A 21,411-nucleotide genomic window follows, 5' to 3' on the forward strand; every position below is an offset into this window, starting at 1 on the left:
AGGATAAACGACAAAAAAACGTATCGATCAAACGATCGATACGTTTTTTGCTTTAGGCGTTTCCTTGACGTTTTTGAACGGCAATAATAATCAGTTTCGTAATTTCCATCAAAACAACTGCCACAGCAGCCATTGCGATACATAGACCGACATGTCCTAAAGTGAAGGTTGCTGGAATCGCAAAGACTTCACGGATGCCAGGAATCAAGGTAATGCTGTATAGTCCACCACAAACGACGATCGCCAACCATACCATTTTATTGGCAAAAAGGCCAGCTTGCCAAGCAGTCTCAGTGTTTGAGCGTGCTGGTAATGTTTGCAATGTTCGGCTCCAGATAAGTGTTGAGAAGGCCATCGCTACACCTAATTCAGGTGATTGGTTCATTCCTAACCATTGTGCCAAAATCACGACAGCGGCAATCAAAATACCACGATACGTTACTGAGATCAATGTTTTTCCAGTGAAGATACCAGCATTTGGATCTCTTGGCTGGCGCTGCATGATCGTTGGTTCGGCTTTTTCCATTCCTAGAGCAATCGCTGGTAATGAGTCGTTGACTAGGTTGATAAAGAGCAGCTGCAAGGCAGTAAATGGATTGTCCCAACCCATCACTAAGGCAAAGACGATCGCAATGATCGCACCTAAGTTTCCAGCAAACAAATACGAAATAGCTTTTTTGATGTTGTCAAAGACGTTTCGGCCAACTTCTACGGCACGAATGATCGAGGCAAAGTTGTCATCCGTCAAGACCATCGCCGCTGCGTCTTTGGCAACGTCCGTTCCGGTTCCCATTGCGATCCCGATATCCGCTTGTTTCAAGGCGGGTGCATCATTGACCCCATCCCCGGTCATGGCAGAGATCTTGCCTTTGTCTTGCCAAGCCCGCACGATACGGATTTTGTTTTCTGGCGAAACACGAGCATAGACTGTGATTTTGTCTAATTGATCCGCTAGTTCGGTTTCAGAAAGAGCATCCAATTCCGTACCAGTCAAGGCTAAGTCGCCCTCGGCTGAAATACCGATCTCTTGTGCAATCGCCACGGCTGTCGTTTTGTGGTCCCCTGTGATCATAACTGTTTTGATACCAGCAGATTTAGCATCCGCTACGGCTTGTTTGACTTCTTTACGAGGAGGATCGATCATCGCCATCAAACCAACCAAAATCAACTCGTTTTCATCCTCAAGTGTCAATTCTCGTGATTGGGCATCAGTCAATGGACGGTAAGCAAACGCCAAGACCCGTAATGCCCGTTTTGAGAATTCTTCGTTTTGATGCTGCAATTTCTGCTTGATTTCATCTGTTAAAGGCACGACTTGATCATCGATCAAGACTTTGGTACTGCGGCCAAAGACGATGTCTGGACCACCTTTGGTCAACAATAAATGTTCGCCATCGATCTCATGTAAGGTAGACATCAATTTACGATCAGAATCGAAAGGCAATTCTTGCAAACGAGGAAACTGTTGACGAATTGCCCGATAAGGCTGATTTAGTTTCTCACTGTAATCCAGAAAAGCAATTTCAGTAGGGTCTCCTAGCTTCGCCCCATCTTCACTGATGGCAGCATCATTGGCCAAGACACTGATCTCTACTAAGCGTTTTTCAGGCAATGTCCAGGTAGTTGGCTCATCGGAGAACGTGCCCGTTTGCCCATTTGGTAAATAGTAGTCAACAACGGTCATTTTGTTTTGGGTCAAAGTCCCGGTCTTATCGGTACAAACGATACTCGTTGAACCCAATGTTTCAACCGCTGGTAGTTTTCGAATGATGGCATGACGCTTCGCCATTTGTTTTGTTCCGATCGAAAGAACGATCGTCACGATCGATTGCAAGGCTTCTGGAATCGCTGCAACGGCTACGGCTACCGCAAACATAAAGGCGTTGACTAAGTCTTGTGTCATATCACCTGTTCCGTCACCTAAGAACAACCGTGCGACTTGAACCCCTAAAATAATCAATGAAAGGACTAAGATCGCCAAGCTCAGTTTTTTACTGAAGCTGTCTAGTCCTCTTTGCAATGGCGTTTTGTGTTCAACTGTACTTTCCAATAAGCCAGCCACTTGACCGATTTCCGTCACATTACCAGTCGCGGTTACGATAAACCGGCCACGCCCATAAGTGACGATCGTTCCACTGAAGACCATGTTGTCACGGTCGCCGATCGGTGCGGTACGATCGATCACACCTAATTCTTTTTCCGCTGGCGTTGATTCCCCAGTCAGCATTCCTTCATCGACCTTCAAAGAACCCTCTTCGATCAATCGACCATCTGCTGGTACATAGTCCCCAGCTTCTAAAATAACGATATCGCCGACAACCAATTCTTTCGCCAGCACACTTTGTTCTTTGCCATCCCGAATGACGTTAGCATCTGGTGCCGACAAGCTTTTCAAAGCGTCTAACGACCCTTCGGCTTTTTTCGTTTGAATCACACTGACGACGGAATTCAACAAGAGTACTGCGAAGATAACGATCGACTCAACGTGGGCACCCATAACCATTTGGATGATTGCCACGATCAGCAAGACGATCACCATCGCATCTTTGAAGGTATCTAAGAATAAGGCAAAGCTAGATTTCTTAGGTGCTTCCTTCAGCTGGTTCAAGCCATTTTCTAACCGCTTGGCTGCCTCTTGCTGCGTCAACCCCTCTGGACTGCTCTGGACCTCTGCCATAATTTCCGAGATTTCTTTTTGATACATTTCTTTCGCCAATTTTTTTGCCCCTTTTAATTTTATTTTCCTTAGGCACTCTGCTAGAAAAAAAGAGACCTAAGACAAGTATACGCTTGTCTTAGGTCTCACCATTTCAAATAATACCAGAAAGCTGTCGCCAGCTTACTTACTGTTGATATTATCGCAGCTTGCGCCACCGGTTACTCCCCTAAGGAATAATAATAAGAATGTATCATTATCATAACGGAAACTTTTGTGCTTGGCAACTATAAAACATCAATTTGAAAATTTTTTGAAAACATTCTTTTTGTTCCCATTCCTTTTTTTCTGTTACACTAAGGAAGAAAGAAATTTGTACGTTACAGGAGGAAAAACGATGGATCTTTTTGATACTTTTACCCGCCATAGCTCTGTCCGAGATTTTCAACCCCGGCCACTATCAAAGGAACTCAAGCAAAAATTAGTAACGGTTGCCCAGAGCGGTTCCAGTTCGAACTTTGTTCAAGCCTATTCGATCATTGAGGTCAGTGATCCTGAAAAACTGGCTGCCATCGAAGAAATTGCCGGTGCCCCAAATTACATCACTCGAACGGGCGTCTTCTATCTTTTTGTCGCCGACTTACATAAACACCAGCAGCTGCTGACCCAAGCAGGGGTGCCTGATACCCACTTAACCACGATGGAACCATTTATTGTGTCTGTCGTTGATACGACCATCGCTGCCCAAAACATGGTAGCTTACGCTGAAGCGCAAGACTTAGGAATTTGTTACATCGGCGGCATCCGCAATGATTTGCCTCGTATCGCAGAACTTGTCGGCTTACCAAAATTGACGTTTCCGTTATTCGGTTTAACGATCGGCTATCCGCAACACAGAAATGAGCCGAAAGTCCGCTTGCCCCAAGAAGCGATCGTAAGTGTCGATCAGTATCAACCGCTGACGCAGGAGCAAACAGCCCAGTACAATCAAACGACAGAAACCTATTATGCACAGCGCAGCAGCAATCAACAGCAAACCAATTGGCAAACGAAAATGACGGAATTTTTCCGTGAACCGCGACGTCCAGATGTCGCGGCCTTTATGAAACAACAAGGCTTCTCAGACCACTTCGGCGAATGAGGACACTAATTACCACGGGAAAATAAAAAACGATCTTTGGCAAGGAATCTTGTCAGGATCGTTTTTTGCTTAGTGTAAAAAATCAGGTTCAGGCGGCTCTTGTATCTTTGTCATGCTAATTAACGTGCGGCTTCTTGTGCGGCTTCGTTGACGGCAACTGCCTGCTCACATTTTTCCATTAATGCTACTAACGCTTTATCTAACACTGCTTCATTTTCGGAGCTTCGCTGACTGATTTGCGTCATAGGCTGCGCCGCAAGATCCAGCAAATAGGTAGGGATTGCTTCTTTTTCAGCAAAAGTGCCCTTGATCAGCGGCTGGTAGACAGACTCGCCACAGGGTCCGGTTTTGATAAAGGCTAGTTCGAACTGCGCCTTCCCTGACAAACGCAACCGATAGACCCCTTCTTTGGTCAGCAGTTTTTCATCGGCAAAGCGTGCCTGTAATCGTGCGAAACGTTCGTAATCCATGGTATCTGCTCCTTTTGATTCCTTCTTTTCTCTAGTGTAGCAAATTTCTTGTTAGCATAACATCTTTTTCATAGAGAACGCCTCCTTTTTCCTCGCTTGGTAATTTTTCACTTTACAAACAGAACAAACGTTCGTATAATTCAAGTGAGGTGAATGTGTATGCCAGCTGCAAAAATCGCTTATGCAAAACAAGAAACCTATGCATTTGAAAAACACTATTATGAATTGGTAAACTTTCCCACACCAGTGGCGCTTTTGTTTGATGAATTCGCACTGACGATGGAGCGCAATCAAAAATCGTATATTGCGATCCCCGCGCGCTATTCCGTCTTAAAGGTTCCGCTCGTCTTTGTTTTTCGACTAGAGACTAAGGATGCGCCTGTTTATTATTATGAGCACGTACTCGCTGAAAATAAGATCATTCGCCGCTACAACCCCGAGCGTAACTATTTGCCCGGCGGAAGATAGACCAATGGTTCAACCCGTTTGCTATACTTAGCGGCTACACTCTCCTGATGCATATCACTGAGCAGCAGTTCGAATATTTGTCATCCAAACGAAACCCCTCTATACTAAAAAGAAAGGGGTTTTTCACAATGACGAAAAAACCGCCGCAAACGTCTGAAGAAAAGGAAGCCGCTTCTAACAATATGGGACTGGGGATCGGTGTCGGAATGGCATTAGGTGCTGCGTTTGGGCTGCTGTTTTTTGACAATCTAGCATTAGGCATGGGTTTAGGCATCGCACTAGGTGTAGCGATCGGTGCGGGCATGGATCAAAAAAGCAGCAAAGACAAGAAATAGCTGCAGCAAGGAGCTGTGTTTATCTGTCACAGCTTGCTGCCCAGTAAATACCAAAAAAGCCTAGGTTCTGCACTTGTTGTGCAGGACCTAGGCTTTTTTACTTCGAGCAATATTCTCGAAAGCAGCTGCTTCACAGTTGGTTACAGCAGATTTCTTTTCGCCATTTCTGCGCGATACAGTTCATAGACCGCATCACTTTGCTTTGCATGGCTGCGGTAAAAGAGCCCATAAGAGAAAATCGCTTGGAAATTGCTTCCTTGATTTGCTCGTGCTACAGCGTGGTACAAATTCGCCAACTGCTGATCAGACATCTTCCCGCTTTTGATTCGTTTGGCAACTGCTTTTTGGGAAAGGGTAAATAAAATCGTCGTAAATACTTGATAAACCACCCAAATCGCCAGAATAACCAAAATGAATTTCACTAAATCAGGCATCACTTTTCAACTCCTTACAAAAAGTAAATCATTCGGATGATTTGATGTCAATAACAAAATATAACATTTTCATTAATAATAGACACAAAGATTTTTAAATTACCACAAAAGATGATGTTCTTTCAATCATCAGAATTTCTGAATTGATACTCTCCTCTTAAAAAATATTGCCTATTGTTCAGTATTTATGACACTGGTACAATAAAAAAAGCAACAACTCTTGCTTAAGACTACTAGGTACTAGTGAAAAATAAGAGCGCTACCATTGCAATCAGATCTGTAGAGAATCGCGAAAAAGGAGTTGTACACTATGTTAGCAAGTTACCCTGCATTGTTTTATTACACCGATACAGACGAAAGCGAAGTGAAGTATTTTATTTCTTTTCCTGATTTTCCTGAGCAAGTCGGCACTCAAGGCTTAGACATCGCCGATGCTTTATTCATGGCATCCGATTGGCTCGGAATCGTTTTGGCAGATTGTATTGAAAATAATCGGGAGATTCCGCTCTCTACCCCCATTAATTGTTTATCACTGGAAGCGAATAATCCGTTTATAGACGATTTAGATTTTGAATTCGATTACGACAAAGAAAAATCATTTCTATCGATGGTCCTTGTTGATGTTTCAGAATATTTAGAGAATCAAACCTTCGTCGAGAAAAAACTGGCGATTCCTCAATGGGCGGATAAACTAGGACGAACTATGCATTTAGATTTTTCAGAAATCCTCACTGACGCAATCCTAAAGAAAAAATGTAAAGACTAATTGCTTCTACACCTCATCCCCCTGTTCCATACTAAAAAAGTGCGGCATTCTCTCACATGAAAAAGATACGAGAATGCCGCACGAAACGTTCAATTGTATTTATTTAGCGAGTGAAAAGACCCAATCAATCTCTCTTTATTTCGCCAAACGGTAGATAGCATCTGCATAGATCACCGCTGCGTTGAATAGGTCATCCAAGCTCATGAATTCATTGGCTTGGTGCATGGTGTCGACATAGCCAGGGAACATTGCGCCATAAGCAACGCCGCGTTTCAATAGACGACCGTATGTGCCGCCGCCGATGATTTGTTCGAAGCCTTTTTCGCCGGTATGTTCTTCATAAACCGCCAATAAAGTTTCTACCAATGGATCATCTGCTGGTACGTAGTGAGGTTCCATGTTGCGGTCATTGCGGGTAACGGTTGCCCCTTCCATACCGACGGTGCGTTCCACACCGATTTCAAGTCCTTCCGCAGTTACGCCTTTAGGATAACGGAAGTTCAATGCGATAAAGTTGTCTGCTTGTGTTCCTGCTTGGTTCGCTTTGAAAGCAAACAAGCCAGCATTCATTGTCAATTTACCCATTTTTTCGTCTTCGTACGCCACACCTAATTTTTCACCGTAGAAATCTTCATGGACATAGGCTGCTGCTGCATGGATGAATTGTTTTGCGCCGCCGCCAAAGGCATAGTTATCTAAGAAGACTGCTAAGAAAGTCCCCGCATTGATTCCTGATTGTGGGCTGGCACCATGAGCACCTTTACCGACTAATTCGATCGTCACTTGTTCATTTTCTGTTTCAATCGTCCCCGTCACTGGATTGGCTTCAACGTAATCGAAAAAGGCTTTTTCGATCGCTAATGCTTCTTCTGTTGATGGAGCAATGAAGCTTGCTGTTGCCGTTCCTGGTACCATATTTTCTCGCAAGCCAGCAGTAAAGCTTTGCAGCGTGAAGTCTCCTTCATTGTTGCCTTGGAAATGGATCCCTAATGTCACATTTCCTTTTTCTCCATTAATGATTGGGAAATTGGCATCTGGTGAGAAGCCAAAATCAGGCTTTTCTTCATGCTCAAAGTAGTAATCCATATCTGCCCAGCCGCTTTCTTCATCAGAACCAACGACAAAACGGATTTTTTTCGATAATGGCAAGCCCAATTCTTTGATGATCTTCATCCCATAATAGGCAGCCATTGAAGGACCTTTATCATCAGAAGAACCACGAGCATAGATTTTGTTGTCATTGATGACTGGATCATAAGGATCGGTTGACCAGCCGTCACCTGCAGGAACAACATCCATGTGGCCGAAGATCCCTAATGTTTCGTCTCCTTCACCAAATTCGATGTGACCAGCGTAGTTATCGACGTTTTTGACTGTGAAGCCATCACGTTCGCCATAAGCTAGCATGTGTAGCAACGCATCACGAGGTCCAGGACCAAATGGCGCATCCGCAGTCGCTTTATCATCTTCTCTTTCACTTTTCACTTTCAATAGATCAATCAAGTCGTTCAGCAAATCGTCTTTGCGGGCTTCGACCTCTTTTTTCCAATCGATTGTCATAGTGTTCCCTCCATTTCTGTTCTCGCTATTTATGATAACACTCTTAAACCAAAAAAGGAAAAAAAATTGCGCCTTTTTCCATGGGTCTTTTCTATGAAATTTCTAGGAAACAGGTATAATAAATATAACTCGATTTTGATTAACGAAAGGAGTCATTGCATGGAGCAACTTGATTCTGCAATTTTATCCAAAGTGATCCAACAGCGCCCGACAAAAAGCCACAAAGGCACTTTTGGCCGAGCCGTTTTAGTAGGGGGCAACCGCCAATTCGGTGGGGCGATCTTAATGGCTGCGCAAGCCTGTGTGTATGGGGGAACTGGTTTGACCACCGTGATCTCCGATGGCGTCAACCGAACCGCCCTGCACGCCCGCTTGCCTGAAGCGATGTTTGTCGATTGGCAGCAAACAGAACTGATCGATACGGTCACCGAATCGGCAGACGTCCTACTGATTGGTCCTGGATTAGGCGAAGGAAAAAGCAATTTTGATCTGCTGCAGCGGATCGTTTCTGCCCAAAAAGAACACCAATGGTTGGTGATCGATGGTTCGGCGATCAATTTGGCTGCCAAATATCCGCTGATCATCCCCTTTCCTGAACAAGTCGTCTTCACGCCGCATCAGATGGAATGGCAACGGCTCAGCGGACTGGCAATTGCCGACCAGACAGAAGAAAACAACCAGCAAGCCCAACAAAAACTCGGAAGTCTGGTAGTCTTAAAAAGCCATCGCACACAAATTTACGGCAGCAGCATCGCCCAAAATCCCCTCGGAACACCCGCAATGGCGACCGGCGGCATGGGGGATACACTGGCAGGCATGATCACCAGCTTTTTGGCACAGTTTGAAAAAACAGAGGAAACGATCCAAGCGGCTGTCTATCTCCATAGCCTGATTGGCGAAGCATTGGCAAAAGAGCACTATGTCGTTTTGCCGACACAAATCAGTGCCGCATTGCCTCAATGGATGAAAAAGCACCAAGCATCCGATCCAGAATGATTTCTGATAAACCATTCATCAAAAAAACGTCCCTTTCTGCATTTATCGAAAGGGACGTTTTTTTGATGGTCAGCTAATTGTTAAAATAAACCACTCGCACTTCATACGGCGCCAAGGTTGCTGTTTGAGGGACTGCTTGATTGGTCTCTAAATCAACGACTTCTTTGATCAAGTGTAGTGTCTGCTCTTTCTCAGAAAAATTCATGATGAAAAAGTACGTTCGTTCTGGACTGATCCTGCCTTGGATCGAGACTGCAGGATTGGCATGCGCGATCCTTTCCTCTGCCAAGGACAGCTCACGGACCAAAGAGGCATAAAACTGTTCGAAAAAGTCATAGTTGGTGCGAGCCGCCAGATAGTAGGCGGTGCCGGCACCAAAGGTATGTTTGGTGATCGCAGGTGTTCCTTGGTAAAAATCCGCTTGATACTCCCCTAGTACCTCCGCTGTTTCGGCTTCGATGATTGCAGAATAGTCCCGTGTTTCAAAGGGCTGTCCTTGAAAAACCAACTGATTGTGTTCAGTGTCAAAAAGAGTTTCCAGCTCCAGCACGTTGATGCCTAATAATGCTCGCAACGGCTGTGGCAAGCCCCCCAGATACAACAAGTCGGTTTCATTGACCATGCCGCTAAAGTAACTGGAAATCAAGGTACCACCGGCTTGTGTATACTGGCAAAGTTTTGCCATCGTCTCTGATGTCATCAAGTAAAGCATTGGAGCGATCACCAACTGATAGTCAGAAAAATCTTGCTCTGGCGTCAAAATATCGACAGCGATGTCTTGTTCCCAGAAATAACGATAATGCTCCTGCAACGTTTGCGGATACCGTCTGGTTGGTCGACCAAACCCACCGCCTCGCTTCAATGCCCAGTTGCTTTCCCAATCAAAAAGGATCGCCACTGCTTTTTTTCTTGTGGTTCCTTGAATCTCTTTGATTTTTTCCAAGCGCTTGCCGTAAGCCGCAACTTCTTTGAAGACCCGATTCTCCGTGGAATCATCATGTCCCACGACTGCCCCATGGAATTTTTCTGAATTGCCGCGGGATTGGCGCCATTGAAAATACAAGGTACTATCTGAGCCGTGAGCGATCTGCTGCATGGCACTCAACTGATGGACACCATGCTTTTTCGCTTTATTAAAGGAATGCCAGTTAACAAAACTCGGCGTGCATTCCATCACTAAAAAGGGCTGTTTCTTCAATGACCAGTATTGATCATGTACATAGGCGGATTTCATCGCTGTCGCTGCCAAGGATTCAAAGTTGTTGTTCCAATCAGGGTAACTATCCCAGCTAACGATGTCCACATGACGAGCGAACTTGCTGTAGTCAATGCCTTCTAAAGGAATAAAATCTTGGGTAGCATGTCCTTCCGCCATAAAATTCGTCGTCACAGGAATGTCCGGTGTCAGCTGACGGATCGGCGCACATTCATGCAAATAAAAATCGATCGTCCTATCTGTGACAAATCGTTTCCAATCAAGATCCATGCCATGCACTTTGTGTTCCCCTAAAGGTGAAGGCGGTAAAACCTGCGACCAATCGGAGTAAGTACCGCCCCAAAAAGAAGTCCACCAGGCATGATTCAACGTGGCTAAATCACCATATTTTTTTTGCAGCCAGCTGCGCCAGTTTTCCTGACAATAGGAGCAAAAGCATTCCCCAGAGTACTCATTGGAGATATGCCACATGGCTAATGCCGGATGCTTGCCGTAACGTTTTGCCAACTGCTGATTGATTTGCGTCACCTTTTCCCGATAGATCGGTGAAGAGTAACAGTGATTGTGGCGAAACCCATGGGTATGTTTTTGCCCTTGGGCGTTGGTCCGATTGACTTCAGGATACTTTTGGCTTAGCCATTGAGGCCGCCCACCGCTAGGAGTGGCCAAAATGACTTTGCCGCCGATGCCATGGATCTGATCAAACACTCGATCCAACCAGTCAAACTGATAAACGCCTTCTTGCGGCTCTAAGGCACTCCAAGCAAACACCCCTAATGTGACGGTGTTGACATGGGCTTGCTGCATGTGGGCAAGATCCTTTTGCAAGATTTCTGGATAAGCCAGCCATTGATCGGGGTTGTAATCCCCGCCATGCATAAACTGCTGATCAAACAATTGATTGCTCATCATTCTACTCCTTTTTTGGCTTGTAACTGGTAGACAAATGATTGAAAATCGCCAGTGACTTGCGCTGTTCCATGGTTGACGGCATTAAACTGATAGGGTTTACGCAACCCTAATTGCCTTAACAGCTGACCAGAGACAGTTTCGCCATTGACCTGATACACCTGTTGGGCATTAAGAAAGGCTGCGGGCAAAAAGTCTTCCGCCGTCGGATTGGCTTGTGCCAGCACGCGAAAGAAAGCAATCAATGCTTCTTCGTTTTGTGGGTCATACACTGCCCAAGTCGTTTCATTGGCATGGTCCAACTGCTGCAGCTGGTAAAAAGTGCCAAAGGTCAGCAATTGCCGCTGTTTTTTATAAAAGACGATTTGGGATTTGATCGCCTGCTTTTCGGTTTCAGACAAGTGAAAGAGATCGAGTTCATACCCCAAAGGCCCAAACATTGCGACGGTTTGCCGAAAGGCTAAAGACGTTGCCCGGCCGACTTGGTGGTTTGGTGCCGCCGACACGTGATTGCTGAAGGAGGACAAAGGATACCCTAACAACGTTCCGCTTTGGATGGCTAAACGTTCCACTGCATCACTATCATCACTAGGCCAAATCTGCGGACTGTAAAATAAGATCCCTAAATCGTATCTGCCCCCGCCGCCAGCACAGCCTTCGATCAAAAGGGTCGGAAACGCAGCTAAGATTTTTTCATATAAGCGATAAAGACCTAAAATGTAGCGATGATAAAACTCCGTCTGAGAAATTCCCTGTTCCGCTAAATAGGGAGAGTAAGCTTCAGTGATATTGCGGTTCATATCCCATTTGATGTAATCTAGCTTGGTTTCAAGGATCACTTTTTGCATCGCTTCGAAAATCGCCTCGACCACTGCTGGATTGGTAAAATCCAACACGTATTGTCCGCGCCCCACAGAGATCCGCTCATAAGGATGCTTGACTACCCACTCAGGATGCTCTTGGTACAACTGACTATCTGGCGAAACCATTTCTGGTTCAAACCAAATCCCCAGTTGCAGCTGCATGGCATGAATTTTCTCAGCAAAAGACCCGATTCCTTTTGGAAATTTGGCAGGGTCCGCCACCCAATCGCCTAATGAACTGCGGTCGTCGTTGCGTTTTCCAAACCAACCATCGTCAAGCACAAAGCACTCCATCCCTAACGCCTTGCTTTCTTGGGCTAAGGTCAACAGCTTTTCTTCATTAAAATCAAAATAAGTCGCTTCCCAATTATTAAAGACGATCGGCCGCTGCCGCTTTTGCCAATAAGGGGCAATCACATGCTTTTCGATAAATTGGGCGGATTCTTGACTCAAGCCATTCAGACCAGCAGCGGTGAAGGTGAAGAGGCATTCTGGGGCTTCAAAAGTTTCTCCTTGTGAAAGCTGCCAGCTGAAATGCTCAGGATGTATCCCCAACATCAATCGAACGTTGTCCCATTCATCCATTTCCGCTTGCGCCAAAAAGTTGCCCGAATAAATCAGGTTGGCACCATAGACGTGACCAGTGTCATTGGTGGCTTGCTGTTCTTTTAAGGCGACAAAAGGATTGTGCTGATGACCAGACGCTCCTTTTAACGAGCCGACACTGATCGTCCCTTGGGTCAAAGGGACCGTCTTGATGTGCCGTTCTTTCAGCCATGCGCCTGAAAGATGCAGCAGTTCAAAATCGCGATTTTTCAGCTCCAAGACACCACTCAAAAAGCGCTGGATGGTTCTCGGCTTGCTCCCCGTATTGGTCAGTGTTTGCTGCCGCGTGATGGTTCCTGATCCTTTGAAGATCGTATAGGTGAGCGCCATTTCCAGCTGTCGCTCTTGATCTACTAATTCAAAGACGATGCTTTGGCTTTCATCGGCAGAAGCAAAGCTGGCTGGTTGCGCCAGCTTTCGTTCTTTGCCCTCAAAACAGTGAAAAGCCACAAGTTTAAAATCAACATAAAGAGGGGTTTCTTCCTCAAAAACCGACACTGCCCCTTCTCGAAAATCAGAAGTCCCATACGTTGGCAATTCTTGAAAACGGTCCGCCAAGGTAAAAAGATTGTCTGCTTTAAAAAATTTGACGGTTCCTGCCGATTTATTCTCTTTTTTCTCAAGGTACGCTTGATCAAACGGCGCCAGTGTGCCTAGAGATGGCCCAAAATAGACATGACCCAGTTGCTGATTTGGTAACACATTTATGATATAACTAATTTTTTCATTGTATAAGTGAAAGAGTTGTTCATTCCTAATTTCTATCATTGCTATCCTCAATTTTCCCCATTTTTTTCATTTGTCCCTGCTCGTTGACAAGCTGCTTCAAGATAACGCAAGCGTTTTTTGACGCCGCGATTGAAAAAGAATTTGTAAAACAGCGCCGCCAGCATAAAACTGTAGGTTGTTTTCTGCTGCTCAAAACGGCTTTGTTCCGAATACGTGACTTGCAGCTTCCCTTTTCGTCCTGGTGCAAAACTGTACCGTTGATCGATCACTCCTTCTTCATGGGTCGTACGAAGCCACAGCTCATCCGCGGCAATTTTTTTGACCGTCATGACGGCAGGTACCAACCGCGGGGCGGTTTTGGTTTGGATCATCGTTTCAATACGGCAGCCTTCCCCGAACGGTTCTTGGGCTTGTTTGGCTAGAAAGAATTTCTCTTGTTCCGCCAATAACACACGGGAAAAGTCCGTAGGTGTGGTATTCATTTGATAACTGCAAGACAATGTATCGGTTCTCATCACAAATTCCTTTCTAAAGGGTGCGCTATTGCATTCCTTTCCGTTTCTGGGCTTATCTTTCTTCTACCCTTTGATTGATCGTTTCAGATGTCGCTTGTTCATTTAATGCCGCTTCCGCTTTTTCTTCTTTCAAGTACCCGCGATCCATTACGATCAAGAATGGCACCCAAATCAAGGTCATTACGGCAACCGTCACTAACTGTAAGATTGCGCCGGCAACAGAACCCGTGCCTAACCAACCAGATAAGAAAACAGGGGTCGTCCAAACCACCGTTGCTCCAATTGGTCGTGGCACCAAGCCTGCGGCGATCGCAAAGTAAGAAATCGTCGTACTGGCTAAGGGCGCTAAGATCCATGGGACAAAAGCGATCGGGTTCAAGACGATCGGCAAACCAAAGGTCATCGGTTCAGATACGTTGAAAACAGATGGAGCGATCACCGTCTTCATTAATTTTTTCATCCGAATCGAACGAGCGATAAAGAAGGCCATCGTAATCGAGATCCCCAGCTGCATTCCTTGATTGACGAACACGCCCATAAACGTAGTGTTAATGATATGGGGCAGTTGTTCCGCCCCTGCTTTGTAAGCTTCATAGTTTTCGATCGCTAACGCATTCATGATTGGATCGATCACCGCATTGACCACTAGTGTTCCGTGAATCCCAAACCACCAGAAGAATTGGGTGAACAAGACGGCGATCAGTACTGCTGGCAACGTACCGCCTAAGCCCATTAATGGTTTTTGCAAAATCTCATAAACGAAGTCAACGGCATTGCCCCATGAAGTAAAGGTGAACAAGTAGCGGATCAAATTGAAAAGGAACAACGGTGCCGCCCCAGGAATGATGGCGACAAAGGATTCTGCTATCATTGGCGGAACCGAATCTGGCATTTTGATCGTCAGCCCAGCCGCACTGATTTTGCAATAGATCTGCGTAGCGATAATGGCCGTGATGATTCCGACAAACATTCCCTCAGCCCCTAATTTCGACAAGGGGATCACTGTACCTAACTCTTCGGATGAGCCAAAAGGCAGCAGCATCAAAAACGAAGACAGTGAGATGGCACCCGCAAATAATTTGGCTTGTCCATACTTGCCAGCCAACTGATAGCCGATCCCAAAAACAACGAAAATAGCGGTGATACTCATGGTCGCATTTCCGATAGGACCAAAAAAGTCGTTTAGAAACGTGATGAATCCCTCTGGAAGTTTTTCCGAGAGTCCGAAAGTAGCAGGCAGATTTTGAATAATAATCATAATTGACGCAAACATTGTTGCAGGAAAAGCGACCATAAACCCATCACGAAGACTTAACAAGTATTTGTTGTTGGCAATGATCTGAGCAAAAGGCACCATCTTTTCGGCTAATTTATCAATAAACTTCATTTCGTTTTCTCCTTTATTTTTAACTGTAAACGTTTACTACAATCAGTATAGTTGTTTAGTTAATGTTTACACAACCCCTAAAATAAAAAAAGATCAGACGTCACTGATCTTTTTCGGCAATCGATTCTCTAATGATCAATTCACTGCCACAAACGACGCGAACAGGCATCGTCCGCACCCCAAGGATTTTATTTTTCGCTAATTCGACACTCATCTGCCCCATCTCTTCAGCTTTCATCTTGACGGAAGACAGTGCGGGCGTCATAAATTGCGCCATTTCGATATCATCAAAACTAACGACTGACACATCTTTAGGAATCGATAGCCCCGCTTCAGCGAGTGCCTTGTAAACCCCGACAGCCATAGGATCGCTGGCAACGACGATCGCTGTGGGGCGAGGATTCATTTGCGCGATCTGCTGACCAAAATGCAAACCAGTCTCTGGTGACCATTTCCCCTGCAGCACGGTTGTGAACTTTTCCAATTTATTGAGCAGCATCCATTGGCGATAATTTTCTGCTCGAATCTCTTGTTCATCGTAAACGACTTCGCCAGAAATCGTCACTCGGCTGGCAACACCGCCCACAAAGGCAATATTCTCATGGCCCTTCTCTTTTAACAACGTGAGGATCTGGTGAGTCTTTTGGGCAAAATCGGTTTGGATGCAATCGTAGCTGGGTGCTTCACTATAATTATCCACCAGGATAATATTGGCATTTTGCTGACTGATCTCTGCCAAAGCATCGCTGGTCATCTCTCCAATAATAATGACTGCGCCATACTTCGCCAATTGTGCCAAATCTTTTTGAGGCTCCCGCATGGAAAAGGCCCGAATCGTTTTTAAGCGCCACTTCGCCGCTTCCTTTTCGATCCCATTGCGGATCATCATAAAATACGGATCGTTTCTTTCCGACTCTCGATCGTGGCGGGTAATGATGGCAATCGTGTTTTGGTCGCCGACTTCACGGGAATGGGGTTGATTTTTTTCTTTTGAATAATTCATTTGATTGGCGATCTCAATGACTCGCTGACGCGTGTGTTCATTGATACTGAAGGTTTCATCATTGTTAAGGATTCTAGAAACACTTGCTACCGACACCCCGGCTAATTTCGCGATATCTCTCATACTTGCCATAGCTGCACCTCATCTGTTTACTGTTTACTAAATTTACATTCAGCATAGGCATAATTTTTGACCCTGTCAACCTTCTTTTCACAAAAAAACCGAAACTCCTTAGCTTTTCACTAAGGAAGTTTCGGGATACCCGTTTGTTTTCTATTTGAGCGCTTGGTCACAGAGCAAGACATTGACTAAATACAAGGTGCTGATTCCTAAGACCAATAAGTAGACTGGACCAAACAGCAAAAAGGTCAAGACAAGCGTCACTGTTGCTAAAAGATGCGCCAGTACTCGTTTGGGTGAACGAGCAAACTGGTAAAAACTATAAAACAATGAGCTGGGCTGCTGCGGATAGGTGTGAAGCAGCCTCGTTTGATAAAGTAAGACCAAGCAAAACAAGCCAAAGGTGAACGCTAACGCGTAACTAGCGATTTGAAACAGCGGGTGCTGCAGACGGCTAAAGACAAAGCTGTCCGCTAAAAGCAGCAAGAAGAATAGACTGAGCAAACGGTCTTGCCCTTTTCTTGTTGCCCACTGCTGATGAAATGCTTGCTGAAAATGAGCTTTGCTGCTTGCCTCCAAGCCATCGTTACGCAGTTCCGTCAACGTCTCGATCAATGCTCGACTAGCGGTGGTACTCGTGATCAAAGGCAAGGAATACAACAGCCACATGCCTTGTAAAACCAGTAAATGCGGAAGCCAGTTGATGCCAGTCAACAGCGCTTGGTTTAAGCGTTGCGGGGTAACTTTTGTTCTCATCCTTTGGAACCTCCCGTCAGATCCATTCCCTCAATAAAGTAGCGTTGAGCGAGGAAGAACAGCAAGATCGTCGGCAATAGCACAAGCGTTGCTCCTGCCATCAAGTAGTTCCACTGGGTCGTTGATTGGTTTTGGAAAACTTGCAGGCCAATCTGCAGCGTGTACTTTTCTTGGTTTTGAATATACAGTAATGGTCCTAAGAAATCATTCCACGCCCCATTGAAGGAGTTGATGGCAATCGTGATCAGCGCGGGTTTCGTCAATGGGATCATTAGATGGCTCCAAATATAAAGATGATTGGCGCCATCGATCTTAGCGGCTTCGATCAATTCATTGTTGACAGACAAGTAAAACTGCCGCATCAAGAAAATGTTAAAGGCGTTGCCGAAAAACGCTGGAACGATCAGCGGCAGATAGGTGCCGACCCAGCCGATTTTGGAAAACAAGACATATTGCGGGATCATCGTCACAAAGCCAGGAATCATCATGGTAGACAAGACGAGGGCAAAGATCAGATTTTTTCCTGGAAAGGCCAATTTTGCAAACCCATAAGCAATGAAGGAATTTGATAAGACATTCCCGAAGACCACTAAGACGGTAATGAATAACGTATTTTTTGCATACTGCCAAAATGGAAAGGCGTTGATAGTCTCCAAATAATTGCCAAGATTGATTTCTTCTGGGAAAAAGGTCGGCGGGTAGCGCACGATCTCCTCCATCGGTTTCAATGACGTAAAGACCATCCACAGCAACGGAATCAGCAGCACGATCCCGATGATCGACATCACCACATAGCTGATGATTTTTTTGACTCGCTGTTGGCTTGATTTGCTTCGTGTTTTTGTCGTCATTTCCATTAGCTGCCACCTCCGGTATAGTGAACCCAGCGTGGTGCCAGCTTGAGATTGATAAAGGTCAAGACTAAGACGATCAAGAACAAGATCATCGACATGGCCATCGCATAGCCCATATCAAAGGCGACGAAGGCTTTGTTCCACATATGCAAATTATAGAAAAGCAGTGAATTTGCAGGACCGCCGGTACCATTTTTGGTCATCACGTATGCTTCTTGGAAAATTTGAAAAGAACCGATCGTTGAAGTAATCACATCATAGAAGATGATTGGCGTGATCAAAGGGATCGTAATATTTTTGAATTTCGCCCAGACTCCCGCCCCATCGATCTCAGCCGATTCGTACAGCGTCGGTGAAATATTTTGCAAGGTAGCTAGATACAAAAGCATCGCGCCCCCCGAACTCCAAATCTTCATCAAAATCAACGCTGGTTTCGTCCATTCGGGATCAAACAGCCATGCTGGACCTTTGATATTGAACCAGCTCAAGAAGGTATTGATCAATCCTGCGGAAGGAGATAATAATTGCATCCATAAGACGTAGACGGCAACCCCTGAAAGGATCGCTGGCAAGTAAAAGGTGGTTCGGAAAAAACTGATTCCGCGGATTTTTTGATTCAATAACGTGGCTAGAAAGACACTGAACAACGTGGTTAAGGGAACATTGAAGAGTACAAAATACGCCGTGTTATAGAGAGATTTCCAAAACAGGGTATCTTGCGTGAACATGCGGGTAAAGTTCTTAAAGCCGATAAAATTCATTTTCGAAGTCAGATTGTAATCGGTAAAGCTTCCTACGAAGGAAAACAGCATGGGCCCTAACATAAACACCACGAACCCAAGCAAAAATGGTGCTACGAAGAAGTAGCCCCAAAGAGCTTCTTGCCGTTTACTTTTTGAACGCTTCTTTGGCATTCCTTCCACTCCATTCTATTTTTACTCATTGTTTGTTCAAGAAAACATGTCCGCTTCGCAAAGCAGAAAGCAAAGCCCAGTCCGCTAACCGACTGGACTTTCCTTCTTTTTTAAAAACGCTCGTTTTGAGGTTTATTTGTTTTGCTCAACAAGATCTTCCACCGCTTTTTGCGCATCTGCCAACCCTTCAGCCGGTGTTTTGCTGCCTAGCATGATTTGGTCGATCTGTTCATTGACAAGACTGCTGAAGTCAGGCGCTGTCAATGGCACAGGCGTGATCACCGTATTGGCAAAGTTTTCATCCGCCATTTGGTAGATCATTTGGCCGTTTTCATCTAGATTGTCGTTGTTGACCAAGTTTTCGTTGGCTGTCCGATTCGCCATGATATCAAAGCTCTTCTCACCAAATTTCTCTTGAACTTCTGGTGTCGACAAGTATTTGATAAACTCATAGGACGCTTCAGGATCTTTGGCACCGTATGGCACTTCTAGGACGAACCCGCCGCCCCATGACCAGTGACCAGAGCCACTTTCTTTTTCAGGAATTTGAATGACCCCAAATTCAAAGTCATCTGGTGCATTTTCTGCTAAACTTGAGTAGTAGTTGATGTTTTGCGCACGCATCGCCACTAATCCGGAAATGAATGGATCGGCAACCCCTGAACCAAATTCAGCTTCTAAGCGATTGATGGTATCTTGACCATAATACTCTTGCCAGTCTAAGATCCATTCCAACGCTTCCACTTTGTTGTCTGTATCGATTTTGACGTTCTCATCCTTGTCAAACCAGCTGACGCCATCGTCGGCATTCAACGCCCACACGTCAGCGCCTAAATTCCACAATGGGTAAAAGCCGATCCGCTCAAAGTCATCACCGTTTTTGACATCTAATTTCCGAGCAACTGTTTCTAACTCCTCCCACGTTTGTGGCAGTTGCTCTTCACTGATACCAGCCTCTTTAAAGAGTGTCTTATTGTAGAAAATCACTTGCGTATCTGTATTGAAAGGAACGGCATAGGCATCCCCTTCGTATTCCACTGTATCCCATAATTGCGGATAAAATTCATCAGAAAAGCCCTCTTCGATATACTCACTTAAATTCGTTGCTTGCTGCGCTTCTGCCCGCTGAGCAACAGAATTAATATCTTGTACAATAACATCAGGCGGATTGCCAGCAGTGATCGACGACAGTGATTTTGTCCAAATATCGCCCCAAGGCTGGTAGCTATATTTGACCTCGATTTTATCTTGTGACGCATTAAAATCATCAATAATTTCTTCAATTACTTCTTGTCTTGCACCAGACCCCCAGAAGGACCAAAAGTCCAACGTCGTTTTGCCATCTGCTGACTCATTCCCCGAGGAATCAGCGGTTTCACTGTTGCCGCATCCTGCCGCCAGTACACCAACTGAAAAAAGCAAAGTCCCCATATAAAATAACTTTCTCATTTAACCTAACCTACTTTCATTTATTTTTAATGTACTATTTAAAAGCAATCACTACTTCTTCTTTTCAGCAAACAAAAAGCATCGTGATTCGAATAAAAAAATAACGTTTTTACCGTTTCTCGACAAGAAGAGCGTTTTCTTTGAAAATATAAAAAAAGTGGGGCATCATAGAAATAGCACCTATTTTTCAACCTCACGTCAGACCATTTGACAAATGATGTTTATAGAAAGGGAGTAACCACATGCTAGTCATTGTCGATATGCAAAACCAAATTCTCGATGAAGAGAACGAAGCGTATGTGCCAGATGGCGCCGCTCTCGTCAAACGAATCGCCAAGCGCCTAGAACAAGCACGGGCGGATGGGGAGTACATCTTACACACCCGCGACATTCCAATCGAAGTCAAAGGAACACCTGATGAAGAAGCCGATGCCCTGCAGCTGATCCCAGAACTTAAGCCTCTCGAAAATGAAAAAGTCGTCAAGAAATACTATTACAGTATTCCACCTGAAGTCTTGATCGACATTAAGAAAAATCTATTTGAACCTGAAGAAGAAAAGAAAATCGAAATCACCGGTGTTGAAACCAACATCTGTGTCCTTTCCAATACCATCGAGATCCAAAGCGCCTTTCCTGACGCTGATTTTACTATCAATAAAACATTAGTCGCTGGTAAAAACCACGAGTCACAAGGACTCGACATCTTACGAGACTTCAATGTCCAAATCATTGATGGCACAAAACAAACCAATGACCAATAGGTAACGAAAGCTCCCTGTTCAAGGAACAGAGAGCTTTTTCAATTTGATTATTCATTTAATTCATTGAGCCATCTAATAGCTCGGTCGGAATTTCAATCCGAACCTCATTTTCAGTCTGACAGTTTGGACATACGAAGGTTCCTTCGATGGCTTCCTTCACTTCCCCGTAAGCATAATGAATAGCGATTTCATCTTCTGCCAATTCATTCGTTTCCAACGGTGGTACCATGGTTAATTGCCCCTCGCTGTCTTCTTGTAAATGAACGACCAGCTTCCCATCAAAGTTTTCATTGCAATTCGTGCAGGAAGCTTTTCCTCGAATCGTTAGATCCATGATCATCCCTCCTCATTTCTTGTCACTGGTTGATGCAGATTCCGTTAGATACTCGTAACGCATGCATGCTTCACTTTAATAGTGTCACGCTTTCACTTTTTTAGCAAATCATCTGTTTTTCTTTTTTTAAACCATTGATGAAGAAAAAACAAATCAACCGTTTTGAGCG

Annotated in this window: 20 protein-coding genes; 6 read left to right on the plus strand and 14 right to left on the minus strand. The window is 44.9% G+C overall.

Annotated elements, in window-relative coordinates; all coding sequences use genetic code 11:
• Positions 1-52 precede the first annotated feature (52 nt).
• The gene (locus IGJ05_RS06020) at positions 53-2,704 is read right to left on the minus strand and encodes a cation-translocating P-type ATPase (protein WP_016608271.1); all 2,652 of its coding nucleotides are present in this window, start codon (positions 2,702-2,704) and stop codon (positions 53-55) included.
• A 349-nt stretch (positions 2,705-3,053) separates the two neighbouring features.
• Here IGJ05_RS06020 and IGJ05_RS06025 point away from each other — a divergent pair, with 349 nt between their 5' ends.
• Positions 3,054-3,797, plus strand: coding sequence for an NADPH-dependent oxidoreductase (locus tag IGJ05_RS06025; protein WP_315036730.1), 744 nt, complete (start codon positions 3,054-3,056; stop codon positions 3,795-3,797).
• A gap of 119 nt (positions 3,798-3,916) precedes the next feature.
• On the opposite strand, the gene IGJ05_RS06030 is transcribed toward IGJ05_RS06025, so the two are convergent.
• Positions 3,917-4,267 carry a hypothetical protein gene (locus IGJ05_RS06030; protein WP_081116580.1) on the minus strand — a complete coding sequence of 117 codons (351 nt, stop codon included), beginning with the start codon at positions 4,265-4,267 and terminating at the stop codon, positions 3,917-3,919.
• A 159-nt stretch (positions 4,268-4,426) separates the two neighbouring features.
• Here IGJ05_RS06030 and IGJ05_RS06035 point away from each other — a divergent pair, with 159 nt between their 5' ends.
• The gene (locus tag IGJ05_RS06035; protein ID WP_008378984.1) at positions 4,427-4,735 is read left to right on the plus strand and encodes a DUF5960 family protein; all 309 of its coding nucleotides are present in this window, start codon (positions 4,427-4,429) and stop codon (positions 4,733-4,735) included.
• A 128-nt stretch (positions 4,736-4,863) separates the two neighbouring features.
• Positions 4,864-5,070 (plus strand): hypothetical protein, encoded by a 207-nt coding sequence (locus IGJ05_RS06040; RefSeq protein ID WP_034857684.1) that lies wholly within the window; start codon positions 4,864-4,866, stop codon positions 5,068-5,070.
• Between the two features lie 140 nt (positions 5,071-5,210).
• Here the strand turns inward: IGJ05_RS06040 and IGJ05_RS06045 are convergent, their stop codons facing one another.
• Positions 5,211-5,504 carry a hypothetical protein gene (locus tag IGJ05_RS06045; protein WP_005234725.1) on the minus strand — a complete coding sequence of 98 codons (294 nt, stop codon included), beginning with the start codon at positions 5,502-5,504 and terminating at the stop codon, positions 5,211-5,213.
• Positions 5,505-5,814: 310 nt separating this feature from the next.
• Here IGJ05_RS06045 and IGJ05_RS06050 point away from each other — a divergent pair, with 310 nt between their 5' ends.
• Entirely contained in the window at positions 5,815-6,270 is a 456-nt protein-coding gene (locus tag IGJ05_RS06050; protein ID WP_081116579.1) for a type II toxin-antitoxin system HicB family antitoxin, read from the plus strand.
• A 135-nt stretch (positions 6,271-6,405) separates the two neighbouring features.
• Here IGJ05_RS06050 and pepV read toward each other — a convergent pair whose 3' ends face one another.
• Entirely contained in the window at positions 6,406-7,830 is a 1,425-nt protein-coding gene (gene pepV / locus IGJ05_RS06055; RefSeq protein WP_005225493.1) for a dipeptidase PepV, read from the minus strand.
• A gap of 159 nt (positions 7,831-7,989) precedes the next feature.
• Here pepV and IGJ05_RS06060 point away from each other — a divergent pair, with 159 nt between their 5' ends.
• Entirely contained in the window at positions 7,990-8,826 is an 837-nt protein-coding gene (locus IGJ05_RS06060; protein ID WP_081116578.1) for an NAD(P)H-hydrate dehydratase, read from the plus strand.
• 73 nt (positions 8,827-8,899) lie between these two features.
• Here IGJ05_RS06060 and IGJ05_RS06065 read toward each other — a convergent pair whose 3' ends face one another.
• From IGJ05_RS06065 to IGJ05_RS06105, 9 genes are all read right to left on the minus strand, one after another.
• Positions 8,900-10,954, minus strand: a complete 2,055-nt coding sequence (locus tag IGJ05_RS06065) for a beta-galactosidase (RefSeq protein WP_231472403.1) — start codon at positions 10,952-10,954, stop codon at positions 8,900-8,902.
• Positions 10,951-13,188 carry an alpha-galactosidase gene (locus tag IGJ05_RS06070; protein WP_081116576.1) on the minus strand — a complete coding sequence of 746 codons (2,238 nt, stop codon included), beginning with the start codon at positions 13,186-13,188 and terminating at the stop codon, positions 10,951-10,953. Before IGJ05_RS06070 ends, IGJ05_RS06065 begins: the two co-directional genes overlap by 4 nt.
• Positions 13,189-13,196: 8 nt before the next feature.
• Positions 13,197-13,664, minus strand: coding sequence for a hypothetical protein (locus tag IGJ05_RS06075; protein WP_010747761.1), 468 nt, complete (start codon positions 13,662-13,664; stop codon positions 13,197-13,199).
• Between the two features lie 52 nt (positions 13,665-13,716).
• A complete protein-coding gene (locus IGJ05_RS06080) occupies positions 13,717-15,051 on the minus strand; it encodes a PTS sugar transporter subunit IIC (RefSeq protein ID WP_015509292.1) in 1,335 nt (444 codons plus the stop codon).
• A gap of 100 nt (positions 15,052-15,151) precedes the next feature.
• Positions 15,152-16,186: a LacI family DNA-binding transcriptional regulator gene (locus tag IGJ05_RS06085; protein WP_016621049.1), complete on the minus strand. Its 1,035-nt coding sequence runs from the start codon at positions 16,184-16,186 to the stop codon at positions 15,152-15,154.
• 141 nt (positions 16,187-16,327) lie between these two features.
• On the minus strand, positions 16,328-16,930 hold the full coding sequence (locus IGJ05_RS06090) for a hypothetical protein (RefSeq protein ID WP_010747759.1): 603 nt from the start codon (positions 16,928-16,930) through the stop codon (positions 16,328-16,330).
• A complete protein-coding gene (locus tag IGJ05_RS06095) occupies positions 16,927-17,787 on the minus strand; it encodes a carbohydrate ABC transporter permease (protein WP_005225484.1) in 861 nt (286 codons plus the stop codon). The genes IGJ05_RS06090 and IGJ05_RS06095 overlap by 4 nt, the downstream gene beginning before the upstream one ends.
• Entirely contained in the window at positions 17,787-18,698 is a 912-nt protein-coding gene (locus IGJ05_RS06100) for a carbohydrate ABC transporter permease (protein WP_005234717.1), read from the minus strand. The genes IGJ05_RS06095 and IGJ05_RS06100 overlap by 1 nt, the downstream gene beginning before the upstream one ends.
• Positions 18,699-18,830: 132 nt before the next feature.
• Complete coding sequence (locus tag IGJ05_RS06105) at positions 18,831-20,147, minus strand: ABC transporter substrate-binding protein (protein WP_008379010.1); 1,317 nt, start codon at positions 20,145-20,147, stop codon at positions 18,831-18,833.
• A gap of 242 nt (positions 20,148-20,389) precedes the next feature.
• Between IGJ05_RS06105 and IGJ05_RS06110 the strand changes: the two genes are divergently transcribed.
• Positions 20,390-20,908 carry an isochorismatase family protein gene (locus IGJ05_RS06110; RefSeq protein ID WP_010747758.1) on the plus strand — a complete coding sequence of 173 codons (519 nt, stop codon included), beginning with the start codon at positions 20,390-20,392 and terminating at the stop codon, positions 20,906-20,908.
• A 55-nt stretch (positions 20,909-20,963) separates the two neighbouring features.
• On the opposite strand, the gene IGJ05_RS06115 is transcribed toward IGJ05_RS06110, so the two are convergent.
• The gene (locus tag IGJ05_RS06115) at positions 20,964-21,248 is read right to left on the minus strand and encodes a hypothetical protein (RefSeq protein WP_026008050.1); all 285 of its coding nucleotides are present in this window, start codon (positions 21,246-21,248) and stop codon (positions 20,964-20,966) included.
• Positions 21,249-21,411: the final 163 nt, after the last annotated feature.

The sequence above is a fragment of the Enterococcus sp. AZ167 genome, from assembly GCF_051714025.1.
GTDB lineage: Bacteria > Bacillota > Bacilli > Lactobacillales > Enterococcaceae > Enterococcus_D > Enterococcus_D casseliflavus.